Here is a 15,251-nt window from a genome sequence, read left to right on the forward strand (position 1 = left end):
GACTGCAAAGGAGGCAAAAGTGCGTTTTAATTTAGAAGAGGGAAATGCTCTTATGTAATACCTGCCACAGGTTCACAACTGTACGAACATTCATTTTTGAAGGTAAATTGCACAGCAAATGGTGTCATTCCAGTCTGGAATCCAGAAATTTTGCTTATAACTGAGCTGATAAGCTAAAGGTAATTGTCTTACACTAAAACAAACGTTTTTAATTAAGTTGCATAGAACCAGTGTCTGGGCACTGGGATGACACCCCACTGGTGGTCCAAACTACAACGTTCGTACAGTTGTGGATTCCAGACTGGGATGACACCCTACTGATGGGCCCAAATCACAATGTTCGTACAGTTGTGGGTCAGGCTATAGGATGACAGAAGTTGACTTTATTAGCTATAGGTGGTATGACACTTAGTCAATTTAAGTAAGCAGATGATCTTAGCTACAAAAGTATTTTTTACCTCATTTGTTTTTGGGTTTATTCTTTTTCCCTATTTTATAAAGCTTCTAAAAAAAATAAGCAAAGATGGGCAACCAATTAGATCATGTGGACCAGAAAGTCATTTAATAACAAAAAAGAATGTACCACCTATGGGCGGAATAATAATACTGATTTCTTCTTTATTACCAATTTTACTCTGGGCTCAGTTAACACCAGAAATTTTGCTGCTGATATTGATAACTCTATTTTTTGCTCTACTTGGATTTATTGATGATTATTTAAAATTGAAGACAAATCACTATCGAGGTTTAAGTGCAAAAACCAAAATACTTATTCAGTTTATTGTTGCTCTGGTTGGTGTGTTTATACTTAAGCTATACTCTGCTGAATGTTTTACAAAAACGTCCCTATTTAAAGGAGTAATAATAGATTTTGGCTATCTATATGTTCCGTTTGCTGCGTTTGTAATTGTCGGCTCTTCTAATGCTGTGAATCTCACAGATGGTTTGGATGGCCTTGCTGCAACTCAAGTTATCACTTCCTTTGCTTTTTTGGGGCTAATTGCATATATAACTCAGGCAGATATGAATATTACTTTATTCTGCATTGCATTTATAGGAGCTATTCTAAGTTTCTTGTGGTTTAACACACATCCAGCAAAAATATTTATGGGTGATGTTGGTAGCTTGTCGGTAGGTGCGGCTTTAGGGTTAACTAGTGTCCTAATTAAAAGAGAAATGCTTTTTGCCATTATTGGAATAATCTTTGTAATAGAGACTCTATCTGTTATTATTCAGATATCATGTTTTAAATATACAAAGTTTAAATATGGAGAAGGAAAAAGAGTTTTTCTTATGGCACCAATACATCATCACTTTGAGAAGAAGGGATGGTCAGAAAATGCAATCGTTATGAAATTTTGGATAATTTCTATTATCTGTTCAGTTTTTACTATAACTTTCTTATTATAAAAACCTATGAAATACCCAGACTTTACATTAGAAAATAAATTATCAGGAGTGATAGCAGGAGTGGATGAAGTTGGAAGAGGTCCGCTAGCTGGTCCAGTAATATCCGCAGCCGTAGTGTTTATTGATAGAAATACAATTATTGATGGAATCAACGACTCGAAAAAGTTGACTCCTCAATGTAGGCAAGTCCTATATGAAAAAATAATATCCGTTGCAAAATTTGGTATAGGAATGGCAAGCGTAGAAGAAATAAATTCATACAATATCTTGCAAGCAACAAAACTTTCAATGAAACGTGCGTTGATAGACTTGGACCTAGAATTAGATTATGTGCTAGTTGATGGTAATCAACCACCTGAAGTGAAATGGCAAGTGAAATCCATAGTAAATGGTGATAATTTGAGTACATCAATTGCAGCAGCTTCAATCGTTGCAAAAGTTACGAGAGATCGGCTTATGCAAGAATTGCACAATAAGCATCCTGAATATAATTGGTATAAAAATAAAGGATATGGGACAAAAGAGCACCTTAACACTATTGGCCTTTATGGAATTACAGAACATCATAGAAAAAATTTTGCACCCATATCTCGGGCATTATAGCCTTTACCCTTTTTTGAAAGGTATGGTTTCATTAAATAGGCAAACTGTACTCGATCCATTCCTTAAGGTAAACACTGAACTTACCCTTTCGATTATCAGGTAGTTATCAACTGTACGGAAATTTACTAAAGACTCATATCCTGCAGAATCAACCATAAAAACTGCCGGAAAATCAGAGTTTATTTTATTGAATTGTAGATATGTAAATTTTCCGTCATCAAAAACCTTAATTGGTATTATTGACTGACTACCTTTGACGTGCGAGATGGAATAATTAAAATTTAATCCCTTCTTTACAACTTCAATATCATTGATATCAGGAATAATGGTATGACTAGCTTGTTCGAAGATATCACCGTTATTTGTTGTGTAAATCTCATCACTGCTAAATAGTGGATAAAGAAACCTTACTTCATATGCTAATCTTGGATCATCTAGTCCAGTTGCTTCTTCAGCATGAAGTTCAAAGTAATAAACTCTTTTATTGGTAATTATAGTTGCATTAGTATCAGCAATATCATCTATGGGCTTAATAAACAATCTGTTACCTTGAGGAAGAAGTTGCCAACCAGTTGAATCACCCATTGAAAGGTTTTGTATTATCTCCCCTGGTTCAAACAATATACTGGACTGATAACCATAAAAACCCGTATACTTATGTATAGCCTGTGGGTTATAATTTATTACCTTTATGTGATTATCTCCAGCTATTGAACGTGGCTCCTGTTTTGCAAGTGCATCACTACCACAGAGGAACAATAGTACGGCAAACAGTAAACCAATCATAATATCAAAATGAATTAATCTTCATTTTATCATTAATAGACATGCACTGCAACTGTTAAGGCACTTTCTATACTATAAACCCCAAAGCAAGCGGTAGAAAAGGCAAGAAATAAGGCAAACTCCTTAAATACTTTAGAACTACAGGAGGCTTCACCTGAACGGGTACACTTGGAATCCTGCCATTTTCACTTCGTAAACATACCAAGAATTCTGTCCATTATTCCACCCATGTTTGCTTCAGCTTGAGTATACTCTATTTTACCACCATGCAAGATTAGTTTAATATCTGATCCAGGTGATATATTAACAAATTTACTGCCAACAACTCCACTGCTAGTGATCAGAGCTGAACTATCAATTGGCAATTTTATGTCTTTGCTTATACACATATCGATTCGTGCTACGTAGGTAGCTTTGTCAAGTGATACACCAGTTATGCTTCCAACATCTACACCAGAGATCTTGACACTATCACCAACTCCTATACCGTTAGCGTTAGCAAAAAGACCATATATTTTATAGCAATCCTTATAGTTTTTCTTTATGTAAGATAGCTTATCAATAGCAAAGAAAATCAGAAAAATAGTAAAAATTAATACAAATAATCCAGCGGTTATTTCAAGTATATTTGACCTTCGCATCTTTAGTTATCAGGACTCCAGCTTTTATAGTAATTTTTCACTTTTTGGTTTGGATAGTATGCATCTTTTGTACCCGTTAAATTAGGAGTATGTTTTACTTTTCTTTTTTTATTATTAACTGGTACTACATTATCAGTATAGTGAAGCCATATATGCCATTCCGGAGGCACTGTTGTAGGCTCAGAAACACTGCTATACATAACCCACCTTTTTCCTTTACTTGATTCATAGTAAGAATTTCCATTTTCATCTCTTCCTACAAATTTATCTTCTCTTCGTAATAGGCGTTTTATTGCATTACAAATTTTAGATAACATAAGGGTATTAAAACAAAAAGTATTATATATACTAATACTTTAACGATATATTAACAACAATTTAATGCAATTACCAATCTTACAAGTTATTATCCCAATAATTGCATCAATGTTTTGCTTTCTTGCCAAGAAACACAAGGTATCTTGGTTTATTTCTTTTATTGCAACAACAATCACTCTTATCATTTCATCAATACTACTCATTAAAACATATAAAGGTGAAATTATAACTTATCACCTTGGAAATTGGGCTCCTCCGTATGGAATAGAGTTAAGAATCGACGTGTTAAATTCCTTAATTCTAACCCTAGTGAATTTTATAGCGCTGATTAGTGTGCTTTATAGCTTTTATATTAACGAAAAAGAGATTAGCAAAAACAAAATCACTGGTTTTTACTCTCTATTTCTACTGTGCTTAAGCGGACTGCTTGGGATTTTAGTAACAAACGACATATTTAACCTTTACGTTTTCTTGGAAATTTCATCTCTTTCTTCTTATGTATTAGTTTCAATGGGAAGGGATAAAAAAGCCTTGGTTGCAGCATTTGAATATCTAATTAGTGGAACAATAGGTGCAACATTTTATTTATTTGGCATCGGGCTCTTGTATTCAATGACTGGAACGCTCAATATGTCTGACATGGCTGAAAGAATAGTTCCATTATACGATAACAACATCATAAAGCTTGGCACATTGTTCATTTTTGTTGGTCTCTCAATCAAAATGGCACTGTTTCCATTAAGCAGGTGGCTGGTTAATGCATATAGTGAGGCGCCAAGTTTCATTAGCATATTCTTTTCAGGCACAGTGACAAAAGTGATGATATATGTTTTCATCAGAATCTTTTATACTGTTTTTCATCAAAATTTTTTCTTATTTAAGCCGCTACTGGACAATGTGATAATTATCCTCGCACTTTGCGCTATTGTATTTGGGTCGATATTTGCAATAACCGCAAAAGACATAAAAAGACTGTTTGCTCACTCTAGTATTAGCCAAATTGGTTATATAATTTTAGCACTGAGTTTTAACTCAAAAACAGGTGTATTTGCAGCAATTCTTCACATAGTAAACCACAGCATAATAAAAACATCTTTATTTATGGCTGCAGGATGTATTTCTTACAAATTTGATACAACAAAAATAGAGAATTTATCGGGACTCAAGAAATCAATGCCTTATACAGCACTTGCGTTCACTCTACTCAGTTTAGCATTAATCGGTGTGCCTTTAACAAATGGCTTTGTAAGCAAGTGGTATATAATGAAAGCAATTATCGAATCTCGCGCGTGGATTTCCCTGATAGCTTTTGCTGCCGGTTCTTTTCTTGCACTAATATACATGTGGAAGATGGTAGAGAAAATGTATTTTGAAAATGATGCAACGTCACGCACTAGAATGACACTAGGCAAAATTAATGATGTGCCATTTCCTATGCTTTTCTGTCTATTGTTTATGGCAGCTTTAACAGTAGTAACTGGAATATATAGCACTCCAATTCGGTTAGTAGTTGAGAAGTTAGTTTTTTGATTTTTATCTTTGTTTCATATTTTACTATACTTTAAGGTTATAAGGTCTTTATTGTGGGTAGGCTGAAGAAGATTCATTGGTTATTAGTCATTAACGTGATAGCGCTGTTTTGCGTTGGCATTGTTGTTCAATACTCTTCTGCTGGAGGAAAGTGGGTGCCATTTGCGATTCACCAACTGGTCATATTTTCCTTCTTTTTCCTACTCGCTATAGCTATGTCATTCATAGAGCTAGATTTTTACTTGAAGTACGCCTACTTTTTTTATATAGCAGCAGCGATTTCACTATTAGCAGTAAATTTTTTTGGCTCACACATAATGGGTGCAACAAGGTGGATAAGAATTGGATCAATTAGTTTGCAACCATCAGAATTTGCAAAAGTAGGCTTAATACTTGCGCTTGCTCGCTATTTTGATAAGCAGAGTATGTATAAAATGATGGAATTTAAAAGATTGCTTAAGGCACTTATAATTATTTTCTTACCCGTGTTCTTGGTGTTAAAGCAACCTAATTTAGGCACAGCTATGATAATGTTATTTATAGGGATATCAATTATATTCACAACAATAATAAAAAGATCTCATTCAGTAATATGTGGAACTCTTGGCATTTTTGCAGTACCGGCTATTTGGCCTTTTTTACGTCCTTATCACAAGCAAAGGATATTGTCATTTTTGGATTCATCAGTGGATCCACTTGGAATAGGTTATAATGCGCAGCAATCTCAAATAGCTATTGGTTCAGGAGGTTTGCTTGGTAAGGGCTTTGTTAACGGAAGTCAAACTCAACTTGGATTTTTGCCGGAGAAACGTACAGATTTTGCTTTTGCAGTGCTGAGTGAGGAATGGGGCTTTTTAGGTAGCATGGCTTTAATTTTGCTTTATACCTCATTACTTGGAGTAATTTTCTCTATCGCTTATAGGTCGAAAAATTATTTTTCTAAGTCGGTATCTATCGGCATTTTCGCCTTTTTTAGCGCTCATTTTTTTGTAAACATTGGAATGTCAATAGGCCTCTTGCCTGTGATAGGCGATCCACTGCCATTTCTTTCCTATGGAGGAAGTACAACTGCTGCAAGCTTGATATGCATAGGATTATTGCTGGCAATAAAAGCAGATGAACAAAAAAATGCTTGTATTTTACCTATGCTAAAGTAAAATAAAACTTTACTTAATAGTTTTTATGCTAGATGAAATGCGTGAGGAATGTGGGGTATTTGGCATAAGTTGCAACCAAAGTGCTGCTTTTAACTCTATACTTGCTCTCCACGCTTTGCAGCATAGAGGTCAAGAGTCTTTTGGCGTAGTAACCAGTAACAACGATAAGCTGCACTCTTATCACTTTCAAGGTCAAGTGAGCAGCGTATTTGATGATATAGATGAAATAAAGAAATCCTTACCTGGAGATTGTGCAATAGGTCACGTTCGATACTCAACAAGTGGTAATAAGTTTGGAGTGCAGCCCATGCTTGGCAAAAGTGGCAAATTTGGGGATTTTGCCATAGCACATAATGGTAATTTAATTAATATTTCTCCAATACGCGAACAATTAATTAAACAAGAGTGCGTTTTTCAGTCAGATATTGATACAGAAGTAGTAGTGCATCTGACAGCAAGCGGTGAAAAAGATGGCTTCTTAGAGAGTTTTATATATGCATTAAAGCAAATACAAGGTGCTTATTCTTTTGTGGCAATCAATCAAGAAGTAGTTATTGGAGTACGTGATCCGTCTGGAATCAGGCCTCTTGTTTTAGGGAAGTTAAACGGTTCTTATGTTCTTGCATCTGAAACTTGTGCTCTTGATATAGTAAATGCAGAGTTTGTTAGAGAAATAGAACCAGGTGAGTTAGTCACCATTGATCGAAATGGTAATCTAGCTTCAGCATTTCCTTTCCCACAGCAAAAATCAAGTTTTTGTATTTTTGAATACGTTTATTTTTCAAGACCAGACAGCATAATGGAGAATAGGTCCATATATGATATAAGAAAAGAAATAGGAAGAATACTTGCAGAAGAGAGCCCACCAAAAAACAATATGGATATGGTTGTACCAATACCTGATTCTGGAATACCTGCAGCTATTGGATATGCAAAGCATTCAGGATTACCTATGGAACTGGGAATAATTCGTAATCATTACATAGGAAGAACTTTTATACAACCAACCGCTGAAGTACGTAAAGTTAGAATAAAATTAAAATTCAATGCTAATAAGCACACTTTGAAAGGTAAAAACATAATTTTAATAGATGATAGTATAGTGCGTGGTAGTACGTTAACAAATATAATAGTTATGCTAAAGGATGCAGGAGTAAAAGAGATTCACCTCAAAATTTCAAGCCCACCAATTAAGCATTCTTGTTTTTATGGAATAGATACGCCAGAGTGCAAAGATTTAATTGCTGCAAATAAATCTGTAGAGGAAATTAAGGAAGTTATAGGAGTAAACAGCCTAGCCTTCTTGAGTATTGATGGATTATATCAGGCTGTTAAAGGAGAAGTGTGTAACAATGCTACACCACAATATTGTGATGCTTGTTTCACTGGTGATTATCCAATTGGCAAATAGTCTACGCAAGATCACTGGAGCTTAAGTTTAGAAAATCTTAAACCGCCAAAATTTCTCTTGGCCTTTACTAATTCCGATTCTCGGAGTGCACACATAATCCGGGTTGAGGTGAGATTCATAAACACAAAATTTGTGGCTTATAGTAAGGTCTTGCTTATTATGTTCTTTTGTAATGTTTAATCTTTTGCACAGTATTCCTGGTCCGCCTAAGTTTGCTTCAAGCGGTTCAATGAGCTTTAATCCTCGTATTATAGCTCTTTTTACAATAATCCGAACAGACCGTAATATGCTACTGGCCTGCTATAGCCATAAACACATATCTTATCGCATTCGGACTATTATAAGAAAGGCTATAACACTGCTGCTGGGAACCCTTCTGTTTCTGTTACAATATTTAAACAGTAATACATTCCATATATAAAGTACACGTATGAAAACCCCGGCATACCAAACATTACTGAGGTTCGATTAGTATAGCCTCTTGCCGCGTGACAAGCTGGGTCATTCATTCCTATATAGGCTTCAACTTCGGTTATTATTCCACTAAAGTTAGAAAATTTCAGCATCTTTCCTAGTATAGCTCTTTTTACAATAATCCGAACAGACCGTAATATGCTACTGGCCTGCTATAGCCATAAACACATATCTTATCGCATTCGGACTATTATAAGAAAGGCTATAACTCCCCGGCTACAACCAAAGTTGGCCGCTCGTAGAAATTTCTTGGTAGTATTGTGTTGCTCATCATAAAAGTATAAGTTACTTGCAGATGCAAGCAACTTATACTGAATTTTCACTACTTTACCTATTTTGAAGCAGCAGGAGCTTGATGCTTTTGTGATGCGCCGCTCAAGTCTTCTACATTTGTTGAATGCTGCTCCAAAAATTTTACTTCTTCAGAGCTTTGTTGTAATTGTGTTTGTGGCAATTGTGATGCTAACACTTCATGTAAAGGCTTTGCTTCATATTGCCTTCCTACTTTTACTTCTTTATGTGCAGCTAATTGCTCCATAGTAACACCATTACCCTCAATAAGTTCTACGGAGCCATTATCATGAATATTAATTTTAATATTACATTCTTTTCCTTGAGCATTCCACTTTAAAGTCATTTGATATGACCCATTAGCTACTTCATAAATTCTTGTTCCATGTTCATCAACCCGGCAACGTAGCCCCCTTGCTTTACTTTGAGGTAGCAATAATGTAATTGCTTTCACGCCATATTGTTTACACAAATCGTTATTTAGAATGTCACTCATGCTTATTTCTTTTGTATTACTACCTATCGCAATTCTTACGGCAGGCTCAATAATATTATCTTCATTTTTGCTTTCTTTAAGTTTTATAAATTCTATATCATTATTTTCTATATTTTTAGATATCTCTTCTTTAATTTGTTCAGCAATTTTGCCTATAATGTTCTTACCACCATATTTATTCTCATCCCGAGCAGTATATGTACATATACCATTACTATCGTTATGAATATAAGGTTTTGGTTTCTTTTTATTAGTGGTATTAGTAGAAGTGTTGTTCTGCATTATAAAGAGCTCATTCCATTCTTCTGCATTATTAAGAGTGACGTATTTAGGTACATTCTCATCTAGTGTTGATTTAGGTACATTTTTAGTATCCGAAATCGAATTATTATCAGAAGGACTGATATTTAGATTAGAAGAAGTTTCAATTAAAGATACAGTTTCAGTGCTATTAGTTAACATATATGCCTCCATTATTTTTAATATATTAATGTTAGCATATAGATACCACGCCAATTAGTCAATATAAATTATGATGTTTAATGTTGAAAGCTCAAATACTCCTTTGCTTGATCGGTTAGAACGCGCCCTCTTGGTGTGCGCTTTACAAAACTAATTTTGATTAAATAAGGTTCTACTGTTTCTTCAATATTGCCAACATCTTCGGATAGCGCAATAGATATGGTGTCAATTCCAACAGGGCCTGAAGTGTTGAATAAAAATCTTAGATAATTCATATCAAGTTTATTGAGTCCCATTTTATCTACACCCAATTTTAGTAATACAGAATCAGCGACTTCATAAGTAATTTTTTTATCATCTTTCACTTCAACAAAATCCCTTATTCTTCTGAGTAACCTCAAAGCAATTCTTGGAGTGCCGCGCGCACGGCAGGCAATTTCCCGTGCTGCATCCTCTTCAATTTCAGCAGAAAGAACTCTTGCGCCTCTTTTTATAATATTAACCAGCTCCTCAAAGGAATAAAACTCAAGATGCAAAGGAATGCCAAAACGATCTCTGAGTGGCGCAGAAAGTAATCCAAGCCGTGTTGTTGCTCCAATTAGCGTAAATGGTGGTAGATCTATCCTTAAAGTGCGAGTAGATGGACCTTCACCTACTAATATGTCCAGGCAAAAATCTTCCATAGCAGTATATAAAACTTCTTCGATGCTGCGATTTAATCTATGAATTTCGTCGATAAATAGAACGTCTTTTGCATTTAAAGTGGTAAGCACTGCGGCCAAATCTCCAGCTTTACTAAGTAAAGGACCAGAAGTTGCGCGAAAGCTAACTCTTAATTCTTTAGAAACAATTTGTGCTAAAGTTGTTTTGCCAAGCCCTGGAGGACCATATAATAAAACGTGATCTAAAGCTTCAGTTCTCGTCTGTGCAGCGTTTATAAACACTTTTAAATTTTGTATTAAGTCTTTTTGCCCGACAAAATCATCAAGTTGTTCAGGCCTGATGTTGATATTGCGCACATCTTCAGTATATTCTTTACCGCACGATATTGATTTCATAGTATTGAAAGCTCCTTAAGCGCCATGCGAATAATATCCTTAGTGTCCAGATTTGGCCTGTATTTTTTTATCGTATCATAAGCTTTCATTTTTTCATACCCAAGATTGATCAATGCTGAAAGGGCATCTTCATTAATTGGATGAAAATTATTGTTATTTATTTCTAGTTTACTCACTTTGCCACTCAATTCAGTGATGATTCGATTTATGAGTTTCAGGCCAAGTCCGCTCATCTTGAGTGCTACTTTATCTTCATTCATAATTGCCAAAAATAGCTGTTCTGGAGTTAATTTGCCCAAAATTGACATTGCAGTTTTATAGCTAACGCCGCTTACTTTAACTAGCAACCTCAAGCACTGCTGTTCTTCTTCGCTTATAAAACCATATAGCTGAGTAGTGTTTTCTCTGTTATTTGCATAGGTTTCGATAAGTAATTTGATTCTACTTCCAATTGCACAAGCACTTAAAGTTTTGGCTGAAAGATACACCATATAGCCAACATCATTCACGTTCAGGATTATGTGATCACTGCGCACTTCATCAACTATTCCGCTTAGATTTCCTATCATTTTTAGCACTGTATAGGGTTCAGTTTAAATACTCCTGGATCTTAGGTCAAGCAAACGAACATTATAACAGGGAAACGTGGCTAAAAAACCACTTGACAAACTCCGCCAGCCCCCTTATCATAAACACTGAAGCTATTTATTTATCTTCTCTGTACAGATTAAATGACAAAAAACTCACGTATCTGGCGTATCATGTTTAATTTTTTGCACTATGTGCACCTTATGTCTTATAAAATTTCTACCTACATAAGCTGAAACGCGCTTATAAAGCGTTTAAAACATAAAAAACGCCAACTTAAAAAATGGATAGTGAATAATTAGCTACCCTAGGGTTTCTTTTGCCTTTTTTTCTGTTTAGTAAATTTCTTAATGTTTATAATTTAGATTAGTTGCAGCTTAAAAGCAGCTGAGTCGTGGTTATTAAGCGTTTAGAATAAAAAAACGCCATACTTGAAAGTATAATGTAAGTAATTAGCCAACCACGGGGCTTCTTTTGCCTTTTTTTTATTTGGTAAATTTCTTAATGTTTGTAGCTAAACGACAACCGTCATCCCGCTGCTTGTTAGCGGGATCTATGTTAAGGTATGACGGTTAAGTAAGGGATCTATGTTAAGAGATACCGCGAATGAATCGCGGTATGACGGTGTAGATAGTAATTCGTCATCCCGCTACGTGTTAGCGGGATCTCTTGTTAGCGCCGCGGCGGTATGACGGTTCGTGGCAGCGTGACGATAAGCTCGTCATCCCGCTACGTGTTAGCGGGATCTCTTGTTAGCGGCCGAGATACCGCGAATGAATCGCGGTATGACGTAGGACTGCTGTCATCCCAGTGCGTGGGCTTTGTTGCATCGCTCTTCGGATAGTAGGTAACGCACAATAAATTTATGAAGCTATCTCAAATTTAGCCATACCAATATCAGTGAACTTATTGAGCAAATAGCATTTAACAAGTAGTTCCTTCTCTCTATTTGTCTCAGATTTATTCCTAAAACTAAACCCGAATGTTTGTTTCAGTCGCGAGAAAAAACTTTCTATATAAGATCTTTTTCCATAACTCATCTCTTTTTTCCACTTCTTTATACCATCTTCATCATATGACTTTATGAGCTTGACTGCAGAATTTCTCTCAGCCATATAGTCTAACTTTGGATGCTCTGCTGCGTTGTTTTTCGGAGGAATTTTCGTTTTTATACCATATTGATTACACAGCTTATAGAGCTTTTCTCTGTCATATGCCCTATCTGCATATAGTACTTTTATGACATACTGAAAATCGACTTCTTTTAGCAAATCACAAGCTCCATAGTGATCAGCCGTTACTGTATTTTACAGCTATGGCTTTTTTGCTGTTTGTATTCAACATTACACGCAATTTTCTTGTCTGTTCATAGCTGCGATACTTTCTATCTTCGCTATTTTCTTTGCTATGACCAGGAGTGTTGTTGTATATACTAATTCCTGTACTGTCTATAGCAATTTCGATATCTTCCATATTATTTTCTGCAATCATTGATCTTAATATTGAGTTTCTTAAACCTTCTTGATGATTGTGAATAGCTGATAACTTGCAAATTTTTCCCAATTTGCTCAAGGTATCCTGCTATAAACCCAACTGTTTGCCTCAGGCCTATTCTAAATAAACAAGTTATTATGTGCACCAAAATTACAACTTTATCGCTATAAATATTGTTGCCACCTGGTATTTTTGGACCATTCTCGTACCACTTTTCTATGGCTTCGTTGATATAATGAAAAATATTTCCTCTTTTTTCTAGAAATTTGTTATATTCGCTATGGTTACTGACCCTCATTTTTTGTGGCATATTTTTTCTTTCAAGGTTAAATGGCTATTTTATAATGAATTTTGTCAGTAGCCACCAGATTTTTTCAGTTGCTATGCAACAAAGTCATCCCAGTGTCAAGCACTGGGATGACAAGAAGAGGGTACTTGGATAAGAGGCATTGCCCTCCTGGTAGGCCCAAATTGCAATGTCCGTACAGTTATGGATTCATTCGCGGTATAGATTCCGCTAATGAGTAGCGGAATGACGAATTTGTTGTTTTTCAAATTGTAGGTAAACCTAAGCCACTTTAGCTATATATAATAGAATTTCGCTTTCTACTATCTTTCCAGTTGTTTTATACATAATTCTCGAATTTTGAAAATTTGCTCCATATCTAATTTCTCACTTGTATAAAATTTGTTTTCTTACTTCGAGACCTAATCTACCACAACTTTTATATGGCGTTTCTTTCCTGCAGATAATTTTATAAATGGCTGATCTTTAAAGCTTTCGAAATTTATTACATGATCAATATTGTTTACAACATTATCATTAATCTTGCATCCGTTGCCCTGTATTAAACGCTTTGCAGCGCCTTTTGAAGGTTCAAAACCGGTGTCATGTAGTAGGTCTACTAAGGATATGCCGCTTGCAACTTGTTCTTTTTTTATGATGTAATCAGGAAGTAGTGAGCTATCTTCATTCTCAAAAGCAGAAATTGCAGCAAATTGTGCAAGTTCCGCTTCTTTGTCACCATGACATATTTTTGTCACTTCTGTTGCCAAGACCTTTTTTGCTTCATTTATTTCTTGATCCTTTAAAGACTCTAATTTTCTAATCTCATCAATTGGCACATCAGTGAGCAATCTTAAAAAACGTCCAACATCTTGATCATCAACGTTGCGAAAATATTGCCAGTAGTCGTAAGGCTTTAGCATATTATCATCAAGCCACACTGCTCCACTTTCAGTTTTGCCCATTTTTTTTCCTTGTGCATTTAATAAAAGAGGCATGGTAAGGCCAAATAGCTCAGGTAAATTCAACTTTTTTCCAAGTTCAATTCCGTTTACTATATTTCCCCACTGGTCTGACCCTCCAATCTGCAGACGACAATCATATTTTTTGTTTAATTCAATAAAGTCGTAAGCTTGCAATAGCATGTAATTAAATTCCAGAAAGCTTAAGGTTTGCTCTCTATCCAGCCTGGTTTTCACACTATCAAAACTTAGCATACGATTTACAGAAAAATAAGCTCCTATATCACGCAAAAAATCTATGTATTTTATGTTATCCAACCAATCTGCGTTATTTACTATCATTGCACCAGTCTTGCTGTCATTAAAAGACACCATTTTCTCTAATATTCTCCTTATACTGGATGTATTTTGATTGATGTTCTCTACAGGCAAGATGCTTCTTGCTTTATCTTTGAAGGATGGGTCACCAATTTTTGTTGTGCCACCTCCAAGTAAGACTATCGGCTTATAACCAAATTTTTGTAGGTGACAGAGCATCATAATCTGAATTAGGTGACCAGCATGAAGACTTGGTGCTGTGCAATCAAACCCAATGTATGCAACTATATAATTGCTCTGCAATAATAATTGATCTAGTCCTTCAATGTTTGTGCATTGGTATAGGTACCCTCTTTCTTGGATGAAATTTAAAAATTCAGATGCGTGTTTCATTTTATAAACCCCAGTCTATCCTGTCATTAATGCCGAAGGTAACCCTAATAGAGAAGCCAGTGCCCAGACACTGGAACTTAATTATAAACAAGCACACTATACAACGTTTTCGATGAAATTGCATGAAAAACTGGATTCCAGTGTCAGCTACTTTCATGACACCACTACCTGTGCAGGAGTTGCCTTCAAAATTACAACGTTTGTGCAGTTGTGCACCAGCTATCCAGGCAATTAGTTCCATAACTCTTCTATTTTATAATACTCCCTTACTTCCGGCCTGAATATGTGAACCATTATGCCTTGAAAATTCAAAACTACCCAATTGCCTTCATCCATACCTTCTACATCTATTTTATCATGTGGCTTGAGGCTTTTTATTACGTGCTCAGCTAAAGCTTTAACGTGACGGCTTGAATCACCAGATGCAATAATCATATATTTTGCAATAACGGTTTTATTCTGCACATCAAAAGTTACTATATCATGACCTTTATTTTGATCTATTATCTCTTCAATTGTACTTCTTATCGATTCCATATCGCTAAGCATTGTTTACAGGTTATATGATTCATT

The 15,251-nt window shown here is 35.4% G+C and carries 16 protein-coding genes and 1 pseudogene; 5 read left to right on the forward strand and 12 right to left on the reverse strand.

Features of this window, described 5'->3' with window-relative positions:
- Window positions 1-429: 429 nt before the first annotated feature.
- Window positions 430-1,410, forward strand: coding sequence for a phospho-N-acetylmuramoyl-pentapeptide-transferase (gene mraY / locus AAGD90_RS00880; RefSeq protein WP_341821981.1), 981 nt, complete (start codon window positions 430-432; stop codon window positions 1,408-1,410).
- 6 nt (window positions 1,411-1,416) lie between these two features.
- Window positions 1,417-2,013 carry a ribonuclease HII gene (locus AAGD90_RS00885; protein ID WP_341821982.1) on the forward strand — a complete coding sequence of 199 codons (597 nt, stop codon included), beginning with the start codon at window positions 1,417-1,419 and terminating at the stop codon, window positions 2,011-2,013.
- Window positions 2,014-2,016: 3 nt separating this feature from the next.
- Here the strand turns inward: AAGD90_RS00885 and virB9 are convergent, their stop codons facing one another.
- From virB9 to AAGD90_RS00900, 3 genes are all read right to left on the reverse strand, one after another.
- On the reverse strand, window positions 2,017-2,799 hold the full coding sequence (virB9, locus tag AAGD90_RS00890) for a P-type conjugative transfer protein VirB9 (protein WP_015589382.1): 783 nt from the start codon (window positions 2,797-2,799) through the stop codon (window positions 2,017-2,019).
- A gap of 185 nt (window positions 2,800-2,984) precedes the next feature.
- Window positions 2,985-3,440, reverse strand: a complete 456-nt coding sequence (gene mlaD / locus AAGD90_RS00895) for an outer membrane lipid asymmetry maintenance protein MlaD (protein WP_007548591.1) — start codon at window positions 3,438-3,440, stop codon at window positions 2,985-2,987.
- A gap of 2 nt (window positions 3,441-3,442) precedes the next feature.
- Window positions 3,443-3,757, reverse strand: coding sequence for an NADH-ubiquinone oxidoreductase subunit NDUFA12 family protein (locus tag AAGD90_RS00900; protein ID WP_007548590.1), 315 nt, complete (start codon window positions 3,755-3,757; stop codon window positions 3,443-3,445).
- 64 nt (window positions 3,758-3,821) lie between these two features.
- Between AAGD90_RS00900 and AAGD90_RS00905 the strand changes: the two genes are divergently transcribed.
- Genes AAGD90_RS00905 through purF form a run of 3 tightly spaced genes read left to right on the forward strand, consistent with a single transcriptional unit; the run spans window position 3,822 to window position 7,856 of the window.
- Complete coding sequence (locus AAGD90_RS00905; protein ID WP_264722945.1) at window positions 3,822-5,288, forward strand: proton-conducting transporter membrane subunit; 1,467 nt, start codon at window positions 3,822-3,824, stop codon at window positions 5,286-5,288.
- Between the two features lie 53 nt (window positions 5,289-5,341).
- A complete protein-coding gene (gene rodA, locus AAGD90_RS00910; RefSeq protein ID WP_341821983.1) occupies window positions 5,342-6,445 on the forward strand; it encodes a rod shape-determining protein RodA in 1,104 nt (367 codons plus the stop codon).
- A gap of 25 nt (window positions 6,446-6,470) precedes the next feature.
- Window positions 6,471-7,856, forward strand: coding sequence for an amidophosphoribosyltransferase (purF, locus tag AAGD90_RS00915; protein WP_341821984.1), 1,386 nt, complete (start codon window positions 6,471-6,473; stop codon window positions 7,854-7,856).
- 27 nt (window positions 7,857-7,883) lie between these two features.
- Here the strand turns inward: purF and AAGD90_RS07145 are convergent.
- The 9 genes and pseudogenes from AAGD90_RS07145 to rsfS form a co-directional block, all read right to left on the reverse strand.
- A pseudogene (locus tag AAGD90_RS07145) lies at window positions 7,884-8,601 on the reverse strand (DNA-3-methyladenine glycosylase).
- Between the two features lie 60 nt (window positions 8,602-8,661).
- Window positions 8,662-9,579 (reverse strand): hypothetical protein, encoded by a 918-nt coding sequence (locus AAGD90_RS00935; RefSeq protein WP_341821985.1) that lies wholly within the window; start codon window positions 9,577-9,579, stop codon window positions 8,662-8,664.
- Between the two features lie 77 nt (window positions 9,580-9,656).
- On the reverse strand, window positions 9,657-10,637 hold the full coding sequence (ruvB, locus tag AAGD90_RS00940; RefSeq protein WP_010963048.1) for a Holliday junction branch migration DNA helicase RuvB: 981 nt from the start codon (window positions 10,635-10,637) through the stop codon (window positions 9,657-9,659).
- Window positions 10,634-11,206 (reverse strand): Holliday junction branch migration protein RuvA, encoded by a 573-nt coding sequence (ruvA, locus tag AAGD90_RS00945; RefSeq protein WP_209472514.1) that lies wholly within the window; start codon window positions 11,204-11,206, stop codon window positions 10,634-10,636. Before ruvA ends, ruvB begins: the two co-directional genes overlap by 4 nt.
- Window positions 11,207-12,088: 882 nt before the next feature.
- The gene (locus AAGD90_RS00950; RefSeq protein ID WP_007548764.1) at window positions 12,089-12,496 is read right to left on the reverse strand and encodes a transposase; all 408 of its coding nucleotides are present in this window, start codon (window positions 12,494-12,496) and stop codon (window positions 12,089-12,091) included.
- Window positions 12,497-12,515: 19 nt separating this feature from the next.
- Entirely contained in the window at window positions 12,516-12,716 is a 201-nt protein-coding gene (locus AAGD90_RS00955; RefSeq protein WP_341821986.1) for a hypothetical protein, read from the reverse strand.
- The gene (locus AAGD90_RS00960) at window positions 12,700-13,029 is read right to left on the reverse strand and encodes a transposase (protein WP_007548762.1); all 330 of its coding nucleotides are present in this window, start codon (window positions 13,027-13,029) and stop codon (window positions 12,700-12,702) included. Before AAGD90_RS00960 ends, AAGD90_RS00955 begins: the two co-directional genes overlap by 17 nt.
- Before the next feature lie 398 nt (window positions 13,030-13,427).
- Window positions 13,428-14,678 carry a tyrosine--tRNA ligase gene (tyrS, locus tag AAGD90_RS00965; RefSeq protein ID WP_007548582.1) on the reverse strand — a complete coding sequence of 417 codons (1,251 nt, stop codon included), beginning with the start codon at window positions 14,676-14,678 and terminating at the stop codon, window positions 13,428-13,430.
- Window positions 14,679-14,909: 231 nt separating this feature from the next.
- Window positions 14,910-15,227, reverse strand: a complete 318-nt coding sequence (rsfS, locus tag AAGD90_RS00970; RefSeq protein ID WP_006279567.1) for a ribosome silencing factor — start codon at window positions 15,225-15,227, stop codon at window positions 14,910-14,912.
- Between the last annotated feature and the right edge of the window lie 24 nt (window positions 15,228-15,251).

It is taken from the genome of Wolbachia endosymbiont (group A) of Ischnus inquisitorius (assembly GCF_964026985.1).
Taxonomy (GTDB): domain Bacteria; phylum Pseudomonadota; class Alphaproteobacteria; order Rickettsiales; family Anaplasmataceae; genus Wolbachia; species Wolbachia pipientis.